Below are 15617 nucleotides of genomic sequence, written 5' to 3'. Positions count from 1 at the left end.
GCCCCCTTATACCCAAGTTGTTTTTTCAACAAATGGTGTCCGTTTTTTCTCCGTAGATACCGGTTCTTCCGGATAACCGATACATAACGTACCGACAAGGTGTTCGGCATCCGATGCCCCGATAAATTCATGCAAAGCCGTGTCATGTACAAGACCGACGCCGCGTGTCCGCCACACCATGCCTAAACCGAGCGCTTCAGCCATTAGCCACATCGACATAATCGCACTGCTGACAGCGAATTTATTGTCCAGTGTCGCACCATCATCTCCGTCTACTACAGCAGAAGTGACGACAATGATGAGCGGTGTCTTTGTAACCGCCTGCATCGAGCTTTCCACCAAGTTTGGTTTTGTCGGGAAGCGCTGCTGTAAATAATCGAGTGCTACTTGTTCAAAACGCTTTAAACTGTCTCCCTGCAATATGTAAAATCGCCAAGGTTCGCGCATGCGGTCATTCGGTGCATACGTAGCTGCTTCCAATAATTGTTCAATTTTTTCCCGCTCTACTTCCATTGGTAAAAATTGACGAACCGCACGTCGTTTTTTTAATGCTTCTAACATGTTGTCTCAATCCTTTCATTAAACCATGCAATTTCTTCACGCATTCCTACGACATCCCCGACTAAAATCATCGAAGGGTTAAGCATTTTTTGCTGCTGAATCTGTTCGGAAATCGTCTCTAATTGACCTGTAATTGTACGCTGATTGCTTGTTGTTCCCCATTCAATCACTGCAACAGGTGTTGTCGGTTTCTTTCCGTGTGTAATAAGGCTTTTTGTAATATGTTCGATATTGCCAATACTCATATAAAATGCAATCGTATCGATTTGTGCGAGACTTGCCCAGCTTAAAAAATCCTGCCCCTTTTCCTCACGGCCATGCCCGGTTACAATCGCAAAGCTTGTCGCATAATCGCGATGTGTAACAGGTATGCCTGCATATGCCGGTGCCGCGATTCCTGCAGTAATGCCCGGGACAATTTCAAAATCTATTTTCTCGTACCGAAGAATAGCTGCTTCTTCTGCGCCTCGTCCAAAGACGAATGGATCGCCGCCTTTTAGACGGACAACCTGCTTGTTCTGCTGTGCTTTTTCTACCAGCACACGATGAATTTCGTTCTGGATCAGGCCATGCTTTCCCGGTTCTTTGCCACAATAAATTAATTCACAGTGGGGTGTTGCGTGTTTTAAAATTTCGGGGTTCACTAATCTGTCATATAAAATGACATCCGCTACCTGAATGCACTCTAAAGCACGGATTGTCAGTAATTTCGGATCACCCGGTCCAGCACCCACTATATAAACAAATCCACTCAATTGACTTCTCCCGCTTCAATCTGACGTAAAAACTGCGCACATTTTTCCTCATTCTTTTGCTCAATCCAATCCAGTATTTCAGGTTCAAGTAATTGAGCAAGCGCTGCTTTTTTGGCATCGCCTTCATAATTTTTAAGAATGAGTAGACGCGCTTCCTTTAAAAATGCAACATACTGTGCATAACTTTCATCGTATTGTCCCTCTAAGTCCCTTTTTACTTTTCTGGTAAGTGCCGGACTTGCACCGGTTGTCGAAACTGTGACAACAAAATCTCCTCTGCGGACAACGGCAGGGTTCATAAAGTCCATACGTCCTAAAGCATCTGCACGATTTAATAACTGCCAATGCTGTGTCGCTTCTTCCACGGCATCGTTTACCGATTCGTCATTAGTTGCCGCAAAAATGAGAGCTGCATCGTCTAAATCAGCCGGTTCAAAACGTTTTTGTTTCCAGACTGCTCTGCCTTCAGTTATATAAATCTTTAACCTATCCGTTACTGTCGGACTGACGATGGTAATGTGGGCATTCGTAGGTAATAATGCTTCCACTTTTTGACGGGCTACATTGCCTCCACCGACAATTACCACTTTCTTATAATCGATATTAATCATTAACGGAAAATAACTCATACGCTTACCTCCAAACAAGCTGCCAACCAATTTTTCACGAGTTGCGGATTGGATGCGAAATGAAAATGTGTATATCCAGCGACTAGATTTCCATGTGAGTACCCTTCCTGTTTCGCCCCAAAGCGTCCTTTTGTGAAATACGCAGGTGTTTCGTGATTTCCTTCATAAACGGAATAATGGAATTCGTGCCCTTTTGCAAACTCCTGTTCACCGATTAAAAAGTTCCCCTCCACACCGGTAATTTCTCTGTAGCCTAATGCCGCCAGCTTATTTTGCATACGAACGATCCCCGGAATGACACCAAGCATTTTGTAGCCATTTCCTTCACGGTTGAAAATTTCTTCCGTTAAATACATGAAGCCGCCGCACTCAGCAAGTGTCGGTATTCCTTTTTCAATCGCTAATTTGATCGAATTTTTTGCCTGTTCATTCTGTGCAAGCTTGTCTGCAAATTCTTCGGGGAACCCTCCGCCAATATATAAACCTTGTGCCTGTTCAGGAACCGGTTCATTGTCAAGCGGCGAAAAGAAATGCAGTTTTGCACCGTTAGCCTTTAGTAATTCAAAATTTTCTTCGTAATAAAAATTGAATGCTGCATCTTTTGCAACCGCTAAATGAATTTCTTGCATGTTATCTTGTGATTCAAAAATCTTTGAAGTCTGGTCCAATTCGGCCGCTTTTGTGACTTGTAACAATAAGTCCAGATCGACCGTTGCTTCGATAGCTTCTGCAAGCTCATCGAAATATGGATCGAGCTCTCCTCGTTCAATTGCCGGAACTAAACCTAAATGGCGGCTCGGCAATGCCGGCACCGCACCTTTTTGCAAATAGCCGAGAACTGGGACATTGCATTCATGCTCGATCGCTGTTTTAATAATTTCATAGTGGCCTTTACTTCCCAACTGATTGGCAATAACCCCAACGATCTGAGCATTCTCATCCAACTGCTGGAATCCTTTTACAACAGCAGCGACACTTCGGGCCATACTCGCTGCGTTGAGAATTAAAATCACCGGACTGTTTGTAATTTCACTAATATGTGCCGCCGATCCTTCATTCGATAATGGCGACTTCCCATCGTAAAATCCCATTACCCCTTCAATAATTGAAACATCTGAATCCATACTGTTTCTCGAGACAATTGTGCGTACAACATCCTCTGACATCATATAACTGTCAATATTGCGTGAAACCCGCTTCGTTACAGCTGTATGATACGTAGGATCGATATAATCCGGACCACATTTAAAACCTTGAACAGTTAAGCCGCGCTTCATCAGTGCACGCATAATCCCAATTGTAAATGTCGTTTTTCCTACGCCACTTCCAGTTCCAGCTAATACGAATCGATTCATTCCGTTACCTCCTCATCAAAAGTAATTCGTGCAATTGAGATGGTTGCATTGCCGCATTTCTTTTTTTCCAGAAGCCAATCTGTCGCATTGGCACACCGTAATGCTGCAGGTTCACTGACTCCGTATGCCCCTGTAAATTTAAAGACCGTTTCAGATGGATTTTGCAGCGGCATTTCATTCAGCTCTGCCGGTGTATACGTAATAAACTGCCAGTTGTTCCTTGCCGTTACTTGCAGGAAACCGGGCTCATCCTTTTTTAAATCGATTGTCGCGATTGCCTTGACGCTTTTTTTGCTCAGCTTCAGTTCTGAAAGCGTTTCATCAATTAATTGTTCAATTTCTTCGGCAGATGTCCCTCGATTACAACCCATACCTAATACAATGGATTTTGGGCGGTAAATGACACCGTTTTCAAGTAATACTTCTTCCTCTTTTTCGATAATGCGATCGGTAATAAGCAGTGTCGCATGTGGTTTTGCCGCTATCGCTTCTTCTGTCGTGCTGTAAATCTTCAGCGTATCGGGCATCGGTGTCTCATGCAGCCACCAATTTTTTTCACCGGTTTCCTGCACAATTGCAACCTGTTCCTCATTCACTACCGAAGCACTGACGGGCGTTAATTTCTCTTCACTATCCCAAACCCATCCGTACCGTGCACCAAATAAATCTACCGCGATTGTTTTTTGCACATCTGATGCTGTTGTTACAATCGGAGTCGCATCGATCGCTTGTGCAAACTCATTTGTCAGGGCATTCGCGCCACCGATATGACCGGAAAGAACACTCACGACATATTGTCCTTTGTCGTCCACAACGAGCACACCCGGATCTTTCTTTTTGTCTACTAGAATCGGGGCAATCATACGGACTACTGCACCAAGGGAAATAATCAGTATCATCGACTTATATGCTTTAAATAATGCAGGGAGCAGCAGGCGCACCGTCCCGTCAAATAGCTGAATATTTTTTTCGTCCTCATCGCCCTGTTCGAATTTCTTCATATAATATACATCGACATACGGAAACTTCTCCGCATACTTTCGCGCATTCGCAACACCGTGCTTAGTAATGGCTACAAGTGCATAAGGTTTTGTTACGCGAACTTCCGGTACTTCCCCTTCACGTAAGTTAATCATCGACTTTCACACCTTTACGGAAACCATGTGTAAATGTGGCATCGTATAATTTTGAACGGTAATCTTTCTCATGGATAGTCGGATCAAGTGCCCAGCCGGCTAAAATCATCGCATGTTTGCGAATGCCATTTGTGCGCATCGCTTCATCCAGTTCGGCAATTGTCGTACGAACAATTTTTTGATCCGGCCATGAAGCACGTTGAATAACGGCAACCGGCGTATCATCCGACCAGCCCGCAGCCTGCAGCTCTTTTGTAATCTTTTTCGTCAATGTGGCACTTAAAAACATCGCAATCGTGCAATGATGGCTTGCCAACGCTTGCAGTTTTTCACGCTCAGGTACCGGTGTACGTCCTTCTGCTCGTGTTAAGATCAAAGTTTGCGTTAAGTCAGGTACCGTCAATTCGGCTCCTACGGCTGCGGCTGCAGCAAAGACAGAACTCACCCCTGGAACTACTTCATAGCCGATATTATGGTTTTTTAACAATGCAACTTGCTCCATTGTTGCTCCGTACATTGCCGGGTCACCCGTATGTAAACGCACTACCGTTTTCCCCGCATTGACGCGTTCTACGATGCAATCGACCATCTCCTGTAAATGCATGCCTGCAGTACGGATCACTTCTGCATCCGCTCGGGCTTCGGCAACTAGAGTTTCACTAACTAATGAATCTGTATACATGACAACATCGGCCTGTTGAAGCAATTTAAGGCCTTTCACAGTAATTAATTCCGGATCGCCGGGACCTGCACCTATAATCCAAATTTTCTTCATTATTTTCGCACCACCATACATGATAAGTAATTGAGCTCCGCGCCACGCAATTCATTCGTATTCCAAATTATTTCTTCATCTGAGGTTACTTTTGTCACGACATGCGTTTTTTCAAGTAAGTTCATCTCTTTAAGTAAATCGAACATGTCATCCAATACTTTCGCTACCTTAATGAACACAATCCCGTCATGTGTCTCGATAACACGGCGCATCTCTGCCATATCCGAAGTTGCCGGAATCATTGCTACATGGTCATCGCCGTCTGCCAATGGAATGCTTAAGCGATTGGCCGTTCCATTAAACGAAGAAATTCCAGCAATCGACTTCATCGGGACGTCGGGATGCATTTCCTTCATCAATTTCATCAAGTGTATATATGTACTAAAAAGCATCGGATCTCCTTCTGTTACAAAAGCGACATCCCGACCTTCTTTTAAATGTGCATAGATTTTATCTGCGGATTTAGACCATGCTTCCTGCAACGTATCCTCGTCTTTCGTCATCGGGAATACAAGCCCAAGCATTTCCTTTTCCGCCGGATTGACGTACACATCGATTATTCGCTGTGCATACGATTTACTGCCGCGCAATTTTTGCGGATAGGCAATGACCGGGCATTCTTTCAGCATTCGAAAAGCTTTTACTGTAATAAGTTCCGGATCTCCTGGTCCAACACCTAATCCGATTAATGTACCGATTGTCATAATTCCATTCCTTTCTTTGCTGTTACGATAAAAATTGGATTTAACGGCTCAAAACGCGTTAAATTTAAAATTGGCTTACTTTTTGATATTTGTGCCTGCAGTACAGAAACATCACAGTTGAACTTTTTAAAATGTCCCATAGCTTCTGCCAAGTTTTCAATGGTCGCGATGTTCATCACAATGCGGCCATTTGGCTTTAATCGTTCGACACATAGTTTCAGTAACTGCTCCATATTGCCGCCGTTTCCACCAATGAAAATGGCATCCGGATCAGGAAATTCTTCTAATCTTTCTGGTGCTTTTCCTAAAACAGCTGTAAAGTCCGTACGGTGAATATTCTGATTTTGAAGACAGTTTTCCAAATCCGCTTCATTTTTTTCGATCGCATATACTTGACCTTCACGGGCAATTTTCGCCATTTCAATGGCAACTGAGCCTGTACATGTCCCGATGTCCCACGCGATACTTATTTCTTTTAATTGCAGCGCTTGTAGACAAAGTACACGGATCTCCTTTTTCGTTATGAGCCCTTTATCCGGTTTTCGCTGAATAAACTTGTCATCATCAATACCGATTGACGCACGATCTACAGCTTCACGCTGCTTTAAAATAACGACATTCAATGGTGAAAATTCGGCATTCTCCATTTCATCCAAAGAAAGATGACGACATCGTTCAGTTGGACCTTCCAAGTTTTCTGCTACAAACGCATCGTATTCGGTCATGCCGTACGCTTTTAAATAGTGGGCAATTGCATTCGGTGAATTTTCTTCATCTGTCAATATCGCTATTTTTTTTCGGCCATCGATTTTTTGGGCAAGCCCTTTCAATGATCTCCCGTGAACACTCGTTAAATAGGCATCCTGCCAGCTTTCCTGCATTTTTGTAAATGCTAATTGAACAGAGCTTGCATATGGGTAAATTTCTAATGGGAGCTTCTTCGCCAAAACTCCTCCTAATCCGTAAAACAACGGGTCGCCTGATACTAAAATGACGACGTTTCTCGTTTCTGCCTGCAGCTTTTCCACGAGTCGTGAGAGTCCACCTTTTATCATGATCTTCTCGCCGGTGTAATCCGGAAAAAAGTCAAGATGACGTTTACCACCAACAAGTACTTCACTTGAATTGATCCAAGCGATATATTGAGGGAGTAAACTTGCTGGACCGTTATCCCCGATACCAATCATTTTCATCCAATTGTTCAATATTCTCAGCCTTTCCCAGCATGTCCCCGTTCATTGCATACAGCGATGTGGAAACACGTAATTTCGCTTTCATATGATCTAGTGCAAAGTAACAGCAGTTTTTACAAAGCGCTTCAAAAAATTGGTCATTCCCCTGCATGATTTCCCCTACTTGTGATGCCGTATTCGCATGTAATATTTGCTCGATTATTTCTGTATCAGCTCCAGCTTTTTTCGCGATTTCAGCCAAAAACGGGAAACTGATAGGTGCACTTTTTGAATGCACCATCATGACACCCTGTGCTACCTTAGAAAATTTCCCCATCATCCCGACAAGCGATACTTGGGGAATCTCTTTACGAGCAATATGCTTTAATGTAAATCCGACAAAATCTCCCATCTCTATAAATGCTTCTTCCGGTAAATGCGGATATTGCTTCATTGCATATTTTTCACTGCGACCTCCGGTTGTAATGACTAGATGGTCACAGCCTGCTTCTTTTGCAACACTGATTGCCTGCACGATACTTGCCATATAGGCAGAACTTGAAAAGGGCACGACCGTACCGCGCGTACCTAATATAGAAATGCCGCCCAGTATACCAAGCCTTGCATTTAACGTCTTCTTCGCAATTTCCTCACCGTCCGGAACGGAAATAATCACTTCGACCCCTTTGTCAATCTGGAAAAGTTGAATCGCTTCTTCGACGACACCATGAAGCATTTTTCGTGGAACAGGGTTAATTGCCGCTTCACCGACAGGGACGGGCAGTCCTGCTTTTGTCACACGACCGACACCGATTCCACCGTCCAGATGGACACCGCTTTTTTCTACAAAGCGAACCGTACTTTGAATGCGTGCTTTATGTGTTGCATCCGGATCGTCCCCGGCATCCTTAATCGTTTCACACATCACTTCATTGTCTTTTACTGCAAAGGATGCCACCGTAAATGTGGCATCCTTCCCGACAGGTAAATGAATCGTTACATGTTCAGGAACTTCTCCGGTCACAAGTGCGTACAAGGCAGCCTTTGTCATCGCAGTTGCACAAGCTCCTGTTGTATAGCCGTGACGCATTTCCGACGGATCTTTTTTATTTCGCTTCTTTTGCTCGTTCATCTGCCATGATTGAGATGGCATTTAATGCTGCGACGGTTACAGTACTGCCACCTTTTCTTCCTACATTCGTAATAAACGGAATACCTTCTAAAATCGCTAATTCCGCTTTGGATTCTGCTGCCGAAACGAACCCAACCGGCATCCCAATAATTAAATCCGGCTTTGCAAGGCCTTCTTTAATCAGGCGAATCAGTTCAAGTAAAGCTGTCGGGGCATTACCGATTGCATAAATACCGCCTTCCTGCAGTTGCGTCGCCTTTTGCATCGAAATAATGGCACGCGTTGTTCCAAGTTTTTTTGCTTCGATTGATACATCCTCATCTGCGATATAACAATGTAAATCCCCGCCATGTTTTTGGAACCGTTTGCGTCCTGATCCGCTTTCAATCATCTGAACATCGGCAACAACATGACGTCCAGCTAAAATAGACTGAATGCCCGCTTCTATCGCATCATCCGTAAAAATCATGCTGCGCCCCAATTCGAAGTCTGCCGAAGCATGAATAACGCGGCGAACGACAAGCCATTGTTCATCTGTAAATGAATGTTCACCCATTTCTTCTTTGATGATTGCAAAACTGTAGTCATATATTTTGTCCGGGTCTACTGTAAGTGGTACGAATTCTGTATTAAAGTTCATATTTGCCATTGTTATTTGCCTCCTAATTTTTCAAACACTTTCTCGAATGAAGTGCATACATTTTCATATTGGATTTTTGGTCTTTTAATTAAAATAACGGGAATCCCAAGCTCTAAAGCCGCCTCCATCTTCTCGTCGACCGATCCGACTTTTCCGCTTTCCTTTGTAATAATGAGCGTTGTGCTGAATTGCTCGTAAAGCGCTTTATTCAATGCTTTAGAAAACGGTCCTTGAATTGCGATAATATCGCGCTGTTTCACACCAAGTGCATCGCATTTATCCATATTCTCTTTATTTGGCAGCATCCGGCATACGAGACGAATATTTTCGTTCTGTATTAATTGCTCTGTAAAAACGGCAAGCGTTTTACTGCCTGTCGTCAACATAACTGTTCCTGAATGTGCGGATGCAACAATTGCCGCTTCTTTATATGTTTCCACTTCCGTCACGAGCGGATTTACATAGCTCTGCTGAGGACGTTCATATCGGATATAGGGAATACCCGTTAAATCTGCAGCAGCCATCGCTGTTTTTGAAGCCTCTTCTGCATACGGATGACTTGCATCCACAACCGTTGTTACGTGTCGTTCTTCGATCAGTTCCTTCATTTGCTGCTCATTTAAACGGCCGACATGATACGGAACTTTCGCTTCCTGTAGACTTGCAGCAGCAGAATCCGTAACAACAGTCGCTACCAAATCATAGCCAGCTTTCATTAACTGAACCGCCAGCTCTCTTGCATCACTTGTTCCTGCTAGAAATAAAATCATCAGTTCACCTAATCTCCACAAGGGGCTTCTTCCACTTTAATTTTGCATGACATGTCGACATAATTGAAATTCATTATTTTCTTCACACGTTTGAAATATTTGAAGAAACGTTCATTCGGATGCGCATGTTCTTTATAGTCCACAACAATGTCTGTTAGTAAAGGAATCAGTTTTTCCGGATCGATTCCTTCTAAAACAGGTTGTGCGGCATGAGCTGTTCGTCCTACTGGCTTGGAACCGATAAACAAATCGAACTTTTTCTTGCGGTATACAATACCGATATCATCAAAAACCGCGCGATAACATGCCATACCACATCCATTAAAACCGACGTGCAGCTCTTTCGGCATTTTAATGCCACCGAGCGTTTCCATGATCTGTTCGGCATATGGAATGGATTCCGCTTTTTCCCCGTAACAGAAATCACACGCCTTGACGATTACTACGTCACCGACCGGTTGAACGAGTAAACCTGTTTGTTCCACTGTTTTGACCAGTTTTTCAGGCGAATCGGTCGGTACCTTCAGTACAAGACGGTGGTCAGGCGTATACTCCATCGTACCTCTTTCTCCGACAACCTCTGCCAATGTAATCATTTGATGGGGTGTAATCATTTTATTGGCAACACCCGGTGATACAGCAAACTCAAAGATGGATTCCACCTGTTGCTGCACTAAAAAAGGGTTTTCTTCAACTTTTACAGCAGATGTTTCTTTATGTACGAGCGTTAGTGCTTCATTTGCCAGCTGTAATGCATTTGCTTTAATATCCGCTGCTGGTTCAACTGTTTTTTTCTCGATTGCTACAATTTTTTCATACCCGGTCTTCGATTCACCCGTTTCCTGATCCAATGCCCATGGTTCCGCTTCTTTTTTCAATCGCTGGTGCGGTTTTAACAGCTGTTTTTCATCACCTAATGTATATTTTCGCTGATAGCCGCGCGGTGTAATGATTTTATTGTCATAGTAAAATGTTGAAGAGTTCCCCACGACGACCGTTGTCAGCATTCCGATATCATGTTCCAGCATCTCTGCCAATGTTGTTAACACAATATCCTGTGTATCCCGGTAAGCAGCTTTTACTAGTCCAACAGGTGTATCAGGAGAACGATACTTCAGCAAAATACGCTGTGCTTCAACAATTTGTCTTGTGCGTCTGCCGGATTTCGGATTGTAGAACGCAACGACAAAGTCTGCCATTGCAGCTGCCTCAATCCGTTTTTCGATGACCGTCCACGGTGTTAAGTGGTCACTTAAACTAATTGTGCAAGAATCATGCATAACAGGAGCGCCTAGTAAACTTGCACAGGAGTTAATCGCAGATATTCCCGGAACTACTTCCACTTCAATGCCTTCTTTTGCAGTCCAGCCCTTTTCGATTAATACTTCGTATACGAGCCCTGCCATTCCGTATACACCCGCATCCCCACTGGAAATAACAGCAACTATATGACCGGCTTCAGCCTGTTTTACAGCTTCCTGGGCACGTGATACTTCCTCTGTCATTCCTGTACTGACAATGGTTTTCGCCGTCACTAAATGCTCGATCAGTTCCACATACGTCTTATAGCCCATAATATGGTCACTTTGCTGTAGAGCATCGACTGCGCGTTTTGTTATATGCTCCCGATCTCCAGGACCAAACCCTACAACAAAGATTTTTCCTTTTTGCATGTTAACACCCTCCATTTAATAAATAAAAAATGCCCGTACCTCTCGTCAGAAAGAGGTACAGGCATGTGAAATTAATACTTAAAAAGTATAAAAAAACACAAAAACAATTACTTGTTTCGCCTATACTTTTCCCTCCGAAAAGTAAGTATCGTTTAAATAAGCAGGTTTCCTGGCTTAAGCTTCGTTTTACTTTCACATCTTCCCATCATTACGACAGTGATTTATTGTGATTTCATCAGCTATTACAGTAGCGGGGGCTGCATTAGTCTTTCACTAATTTCCCTTTTACCTTACAAAATTCTGTAAGCACTTATTTAAATTGCAAATTATTAAATTATTATAAAAATAAAAATAACATAGTCTTTTAAAAAATGATAGGGTAATAATTATCTCAACAAGCTTTTTTTGCATAAATGAAGTATTTATTATTCGTTTATTAGGTGTTTTGTACATAAATTTACTATCTAACTAATCAAAGATTGTTTAATTTCAATTATTCACTTTATCATTTACCTGTCTCGTTCATTTAGCTTTTTGACATTTGCTACGGCATTTTCAATAGATGCCACCGCAATAATGTTAATATTAAGCTGTTCATCATTTTTTACTTTCTTCGCCTCTTCTTCATTTTCCACAGGTAAAAGAATATGAGAAAAACCGCTTTGTTCAGCAATCAAAGTTTTCGCTTTTATCGAACCTATTTCCTTCACATTTCCTTTACTATCAATCGCTCCTGTTACGGCAACCGGAACATTATTGTTGACTTCACCTTTTTCAATAAGGGCGCTTAACACAGTGGCAAGTCCTGCACTATCACCTTCTATATCTTCTCTTTCTAAAAATCGATTTATGGCAGAAGAGCTCTCCGATAAATAGGTAATGACATTTTCCTTCATCGTCTCAAAATGTTTCTCGGCGGGACGTACATAACTTAATAACTCTTCATTTTTCGAACGGTACCGGATTCTATTCGTGACGACTTCCGCATCCAAAACTTCTTTATTAGTTGAAAATTCCACAGTATAAATTAAGTAGCCCAAATCTGTTATATATGGTGTTTCAATAACTTCTACTGCCAATACATTGATACCTGAACCTTCCACAATTTCAAAAGGCTCAATATATGAAATAAGAAAATAAGTATATTTTTCATAATCAATCAGTCGGCTTTCAAATATAGTTAATAAAGCCAGTATATAAAATATCGCTAAAAAAGCAGCTTTCAACTTCTTGTCATTCCGGTAAAGAAAAAACCCGAAAATTGAAATACCTAAACCGACTATAATAAAAATAATAAATTGATAACCGTTAATCTTACCGAAATAATATGTGAGTAAGCCTGTTATGTATAAAACGAACGGCAGTATCATTAAAGAAATGCGTTTCAATTTTTCAGCTCCTTGCTAAACTACAATTGGACTTCCAAAAATAATCCAATTGGCTGTTTGTGTACATTTGGTTGATCTTAATAAATGCTTTAATAATGTTGCTTCAAATTTCTTCACGTTCCATTCATACCGGTATTTCTTATGCCAATCTTCTACTTCTATGTAATGTAATTCTTTTAACCACGTTAATAGTTGCTCATCCGTCAGTCCCTTTTCCAGTAATGCATCAATAACTGGTAACATGCGTTCATCTTCCTCATCGATTAAAGCGTATTCAGTATGAAGGCAGCTTTTTAAACTTTGTAATGCTCTGTATACTAATTGGGAATCCATCATTAATGGATGTCTAATCGCTTCTGCTAATAAGTCACTTCCATGTGCAACCGCATGAGCCCAGCCCTTCGTATTGTCGAATCCCCGGTAATCCTTCTCAAGTAATAAATATTGAATACTCCGGTGAATAGCCTCAACAATGAGTTCTTCAGGCAAACTTCTATTTTCACGATCTTTCTCTAAAATAAGGGTGATAACAAGTGCCGAAAACGATCTTGTAAATAAATCATCAGAAGGATCATTGTCTGTAATATTTAAATAAAGATGCGCGTCATCCAAACATGTTTTTAATATGGTAATTAATTGTTCGTCAGTAAATTGTTCATTCAGAATTAATTCGCAAAATCCCTGATAAATTAAGTTATCACGTAAATAGCCATCCGTATTTCCGATATTTTTCAGCATAAATTCGATTAATTCGTTAAAATCTACTAAGTCCAGATTAATCGATTTATTTACTACTCCCTCTAAATGTTCCTTCATCACCAATTAAATTGCTCCTTTTATTGCGCTATTTCAAATAGTTTTTTTAATGGCTCAGGGATTTTTGCAACTTTCTTCTTTTCTAAATTGAAAAAGCATCCTGATTGCTTTCCGGTACAATGTGTATGCTTCTCCGTTGTAATTTCCAACTCCATTTCCCAACTCGATTGCCCGATTTTTACCATCCAGCACCGTCCGACCGGTTTATCGAAAATTGTTAAAGGGGCTTTATATTCGATCTCTGTTTTCATCAAAATCGGGGAGATTTGCACTGCCATCATTTCCGCTAATGAATAATGATCATTTAAAAAAGCCATCCGTAAATCCTCAAACCACCGTACATACACAATATTACTTACAATGCCCATTGCATCGATATCATAGGCGTTAATTTGAATCGGTTGTTCTGCTAATAATATTCTCATAATGTTCCCCCCTATTTTTCTTCTTCATAACGAACCATAGTCCAAAAACCGATATCTTCAAAACCAATCCGCTTATAAATGCGTCCGGCAGCCGGATTATCATAGAACAGGCAAATTGATCTTCCTTCAGCGAGCAGGTCTTGGCAAAGTTTTAACATGCAGTGTGTCGCATATCCCTTTTTCCCGTAACCTGGTTTCGTACCGACGCCTACAATCATTGCAGACTGAGAATTTTCTGCTGTTGTTGATGCTGAAGAGACCATCACACCTTGTTCATCACGAATAATATAAGTACGCCCCGTTTTAAATTTTTCCGCGCGCTCTCTTCCTTCAACACTAAATGTACCCGTTGAAAATTCCGGAATCGATTGGAGCATTTCAATATTTTCTGCGTACTCACTTGGCTGTAAATACGTCACATTTGAAAAATCCAATTCAGCAGTCGGAACCGTCAATTTTGTACATTTTGCATAATACGTTTCACTGTCCCGTCGAATACCGCGGTCAATCCATTTTTTTAATGGAGCGACTAAATGCTGTAGTCCCGATATTTCGATCCGACCTCGGTTTTCGTTGATTATTTTGGCAAACCCTTCGACATCATAGTTCCCTTCACTATACGGGATATAGTTCTGATCATAGCGCAATAATATCGCTTTTAGCCGATTACCTTCAAATTGCCCCCATAAATCCTGGATGTCAGATTCCATTCCATATGCTTCAATATCACCGATGATAAATAAATTTTCTGCCGGCTTTTTATGTACAAGTGCCAATGTAGTTTCAAGGTCTTCGTTTGTTACCTTTCGAATCATTTTACTTGCCTCCTATAAAGTACGTTTTCGAGCCTTCACGATAAAGGTCGTTGGAAAGTGACTTGCTTTATGAAGAGAATAATACTTTTCGGAATACGGAATTTCTTCACCTTTTGCATGTACCGGAATATCACTTTCAATAATTTCTACAAGTTCAAAGTCTGCTTTTAAAAGTGCGTTAATAAATGTCGCCATTTTATATTTCGGTATTTGCATTGGCGCATCTTCCCCTTTAAATGACGTTGTTTCAATATATCCTTCACGCTGGTAGGAATCCGTTAAAATAAACTGGTGGTCACGGCATTTAATTTGATTATAGAAAGGGTGTTCCCAGCTGAAAATGAATTCGCCGCCTTCTTTTAAGTAGCTGTGAATTAACTTAAACGTTGCCGGAAGATCACTTGACCAGCCAATCGCATAAATGGAATACACTAAATTAAAATAATTTTTCGGCAAACCGATTTCTTCTTCCATTGGAGCCGTAAATAAGTTTGCGTCGATACCGTTTAAAGTTTTCTGCGCAAGATCCTTTTGGGCACTCGAAAAATCAACACCCCAAAGCTCCTTTGTTCCATTGTTGTTCATATATAAAAGAGAATGACCGCTTCCAAATCCTACTTCCAGCACTGTTTTCCCGGCAACATCTCCGATTAAATTCAGTTCCTCTTCTGTTTGTGCTAAAGGTCCATAGCTCGGCAACGCATCTCCTCCAGCAAAATGCTTCGCTACAATATCCCAGCTTTTTTTATTGTTTTCGATAATTGAATTCAAGAATGTCATTCCTTTCGGCAACGTTTGTGTACGATGATAATTCAATACTAGATGTCCCAATTAAACCACTTTATTCCATATGTTACAATCCGACAATTTT

Annotated in this window: 17 protein-coding genes and 1 riboswitch; all 17 genes read right to left on the bottom strand. The window is 41.5% G+C overall.

Going from position 1 to position 15617, the window contains the following annotated elements; genetic code table 11:
• Positions 1-6: 6 nt before the first annotated feature.
• The 17 genes from B5473_RS14285 to B5473_RS14205 all read right to left on the bottom strand — a co-directional run bounded on the left by B5473_RS14285 (position 7) and on the right by B5473_RS14205 (position 15526).
• Positions 7-561: a nitroreductase family protein gene (locus tag B5473_RS14285; RefSeq protein WP_079526284.1), complete on the bottom strand. Its 555-nt coding sequence runs from the start codon at positions 559-561 to the stop codon at positions 7-9.
• A complete protein-coding gene (gene cobA, locus B5473_RS14280) occupies positions 555-1316 on the bottom strand; it encodes a uroporphyrinogen-III C-methyltransferase (RefSeq protein WP_079526282.1) in 762 nt (253 codons plus the stop codon). The genes B5473_RS14285 and cobA overlap by 7 nt, the downstream gene beginning before the upstream one ends.
• Entirely contained in the window at positions 1313-1945 is a 633-nt protein-coding gene (locus tag B5473_RS14275) for a precorrin-2 dehydrogenase/sirohydrochlorin ferrochelatase family protein (RefSeq protein WP_079526280.1), read from the bottom strand. Before B5473_RS14275 ends, cobA begins: the two co-directional genes overlap by 4 nt.
• On the bottom strand, positions 1942-3300 hold the full coding sequence (locus B5473_RS14270) for a cobyrinate a,c-diamide synthase (RefSeq protein WP_079526277.1): 1359 nt from the start codon (positions 3298-3300) through the stop codon (positions 1942-1944). Before B5473_RS14270 ends, B5473_RS14275 begins: the two co-directional genes overlap by 4 nt.
• A complete protein-coding gene (locus tag B5473_RS14265; RefSeq protein WP_079526275.1) occupies positions 3297-4436 on the bottom strand; it encodes a cobalt-precorrin 5A hydrolase in 1140 nt (379 codons plus the stop codon). The genes B5473_RS14270 and B5473_RS14265 overlap by 4 nt, the downstream gene beginning before the upstream one ends.
• On the bottom strand, positions 4429-5211 hold the full coding sequence (gene cobM, locus B5473_RS14260; protein ID WP_079526273.1) for a precorrin-4 C(11)-methyltransferase: 783 nt from the start codon (positions 5209-5211) through the stop codon (positions 4429-4431). The genes B5473_RS14265 and cobM overlap by 8 nt, the downstream gene beginning before the upstream one ends.
• The gene (gene cobI / locus B5473_RS14255; RefSeq protein WP_079526271.1) at positions 5211-5915 is read right to left on the bottom strand and encodes a precorrin-2 C(20)-methyltransferase; all 705 of its coding nucleotides are present in this window, start codon (positions 5913-5915) and stop codon (positions 5211-5213) included. The genes cobM and cobI overlap by 1 nt, the downstream gene beginning before the upstream one ends.
• Entirely contained in the window at positions 5912-7108 is a 1197-nt protein-coding gene (gene cbiE, locus B5473_RS14250) for a precorrin-6y C5,15-methyltransferase (decarboxylating) subunit CbiE (RefSeq protein WP_176142081.1), read from the bottom strand. The genes cobI and cbiE overlap by 4 nt, the downstream gene beginning before the upstream one ends.
• The gene (locus B5473_RS14245) at positions 7083-8219 is read right to left on the bottom strand and encodes a cobalt-precorrin-5B (C(1))-methyltransferase (RefSeq protein WP_079528736.1); all 1137 of its coding nucleotides are present in this window, start codon (positions 8217-8219) and stop codon (positions 7083-7085) included. Before B5473_RS14245 ends, cbiE begins: the two co-directional genes overlap by 26 nt.
• The gene (locus B5473_RS14240) at positions 8194-8868 is read right to left on the bottom strand and encodes a precorrin-8X methylmutase (protein WP_079526266.1); all 675 of its coding nucleotides are present in this window, start codon (positions 8866-8868) and stop codon (positions 8194-8196) included. Before B5473_RS14240 ends, B5473_RS14245 begins: the two co-directional genes overlap by 26 nt.
• A gap of 2 nt (positions 8869-8870) precedes the next feature.
• Positions 8871-9629: a precorrin-6A reductase gene (cobK, locus tag B5473_RS14235; protein ID WP_176142126.1), complete on the bottom strand. Its 759-nt coding sequence runs from the start codon at positions 9627-9629 to the stop codon at positions 8871-8873.
• A gap of 8 nt (positions 9630-9637) precedes the next feature.
• Complete coding sequence (gene cobJ, locus B5473_RS14230) at positions 9638-11302, bottom strand: precorrin-3B C(17)-methyltransferase (protein ID WP_079526264.1); 1665 nt, start codon at positions 11300-11302, stop codon at positions 9638-9640.
• A gap of 142 nt (positions 11303-11444) precedes the next feature.
• Positions 11445-11631, bottom strand: a riboswitch (cobalamin riboswitch).
• Positions 11632-11811: 180 nt separating this feature from the next.
• On the bottom strand, positions 11812-12690 hold the full coding sequence (locus tag B5473_RS14225) for a S16 family serine protease (RefSeq protein ID WP_079526262.1): 879 nt from the start codon (positions 12688-12690) through the stop codon (positions 11812-11814).
• A 15-nt stretch (positions 12691-12705) separates the two neighbouring features.
• The gene (locus tag B5473_RS14220) at positions 12706-13506 is read right to left on the bottom strand and encodes a DUF2785 domain-containing protein (protein ID WP_254865396.1); all 801 of its coding nucleotides are present in this window, start codon (positions 13504-13506) and stop codon (positions 12706-12708) included.
• Positions 13507-13526: 20 nt separating this feature from the next.
• A complete protein-coding gene (locus B5473_RS14215; RefSeq protein ID WP_079526260.1) occupies positions 13527-13931 on the bottom strand; it encodes an acyl-CoA thioesterase in 405 nt (134 codons plus the stop codon).
• A gap of 11 nt (positions 13932-13942) precedes the next feature.
• Complete coding sequence (locus tag B5473_RS14210; RefSeq protein ID WP_079526258.1) at positions 13943-14746, bottom strand: GNAT family N-acetyltransferase; 804 nt, start codon at positions 14744-14746, stop codon at positions 13943-13945.
• 12 nt (positions 14747-14758) lie between these two features.
• A complete protein-coding gene (locus B5473_RS14205) occupies positions 14759-15526 on the bottom strand; it encodes a class I SAM-dependent methyltransferase (protein WP_079528731.1) in 768 nt (255 codons plus the stop codon).
• Positions 15527-15617 lie beyond the last annotated feature (91 nt).

This window comes from Solibacillus isronensis, from assembly GCF_900168685.1.
Lineage (GTDB): Bacteria > Bacillota > Bacilli > Bacillales_A > Planococcaceae > Solibacillus > Solibacillus isronensis_A.
This window is presented reverse-complemented; position numbering and strand designations above follow the sequence as displayed.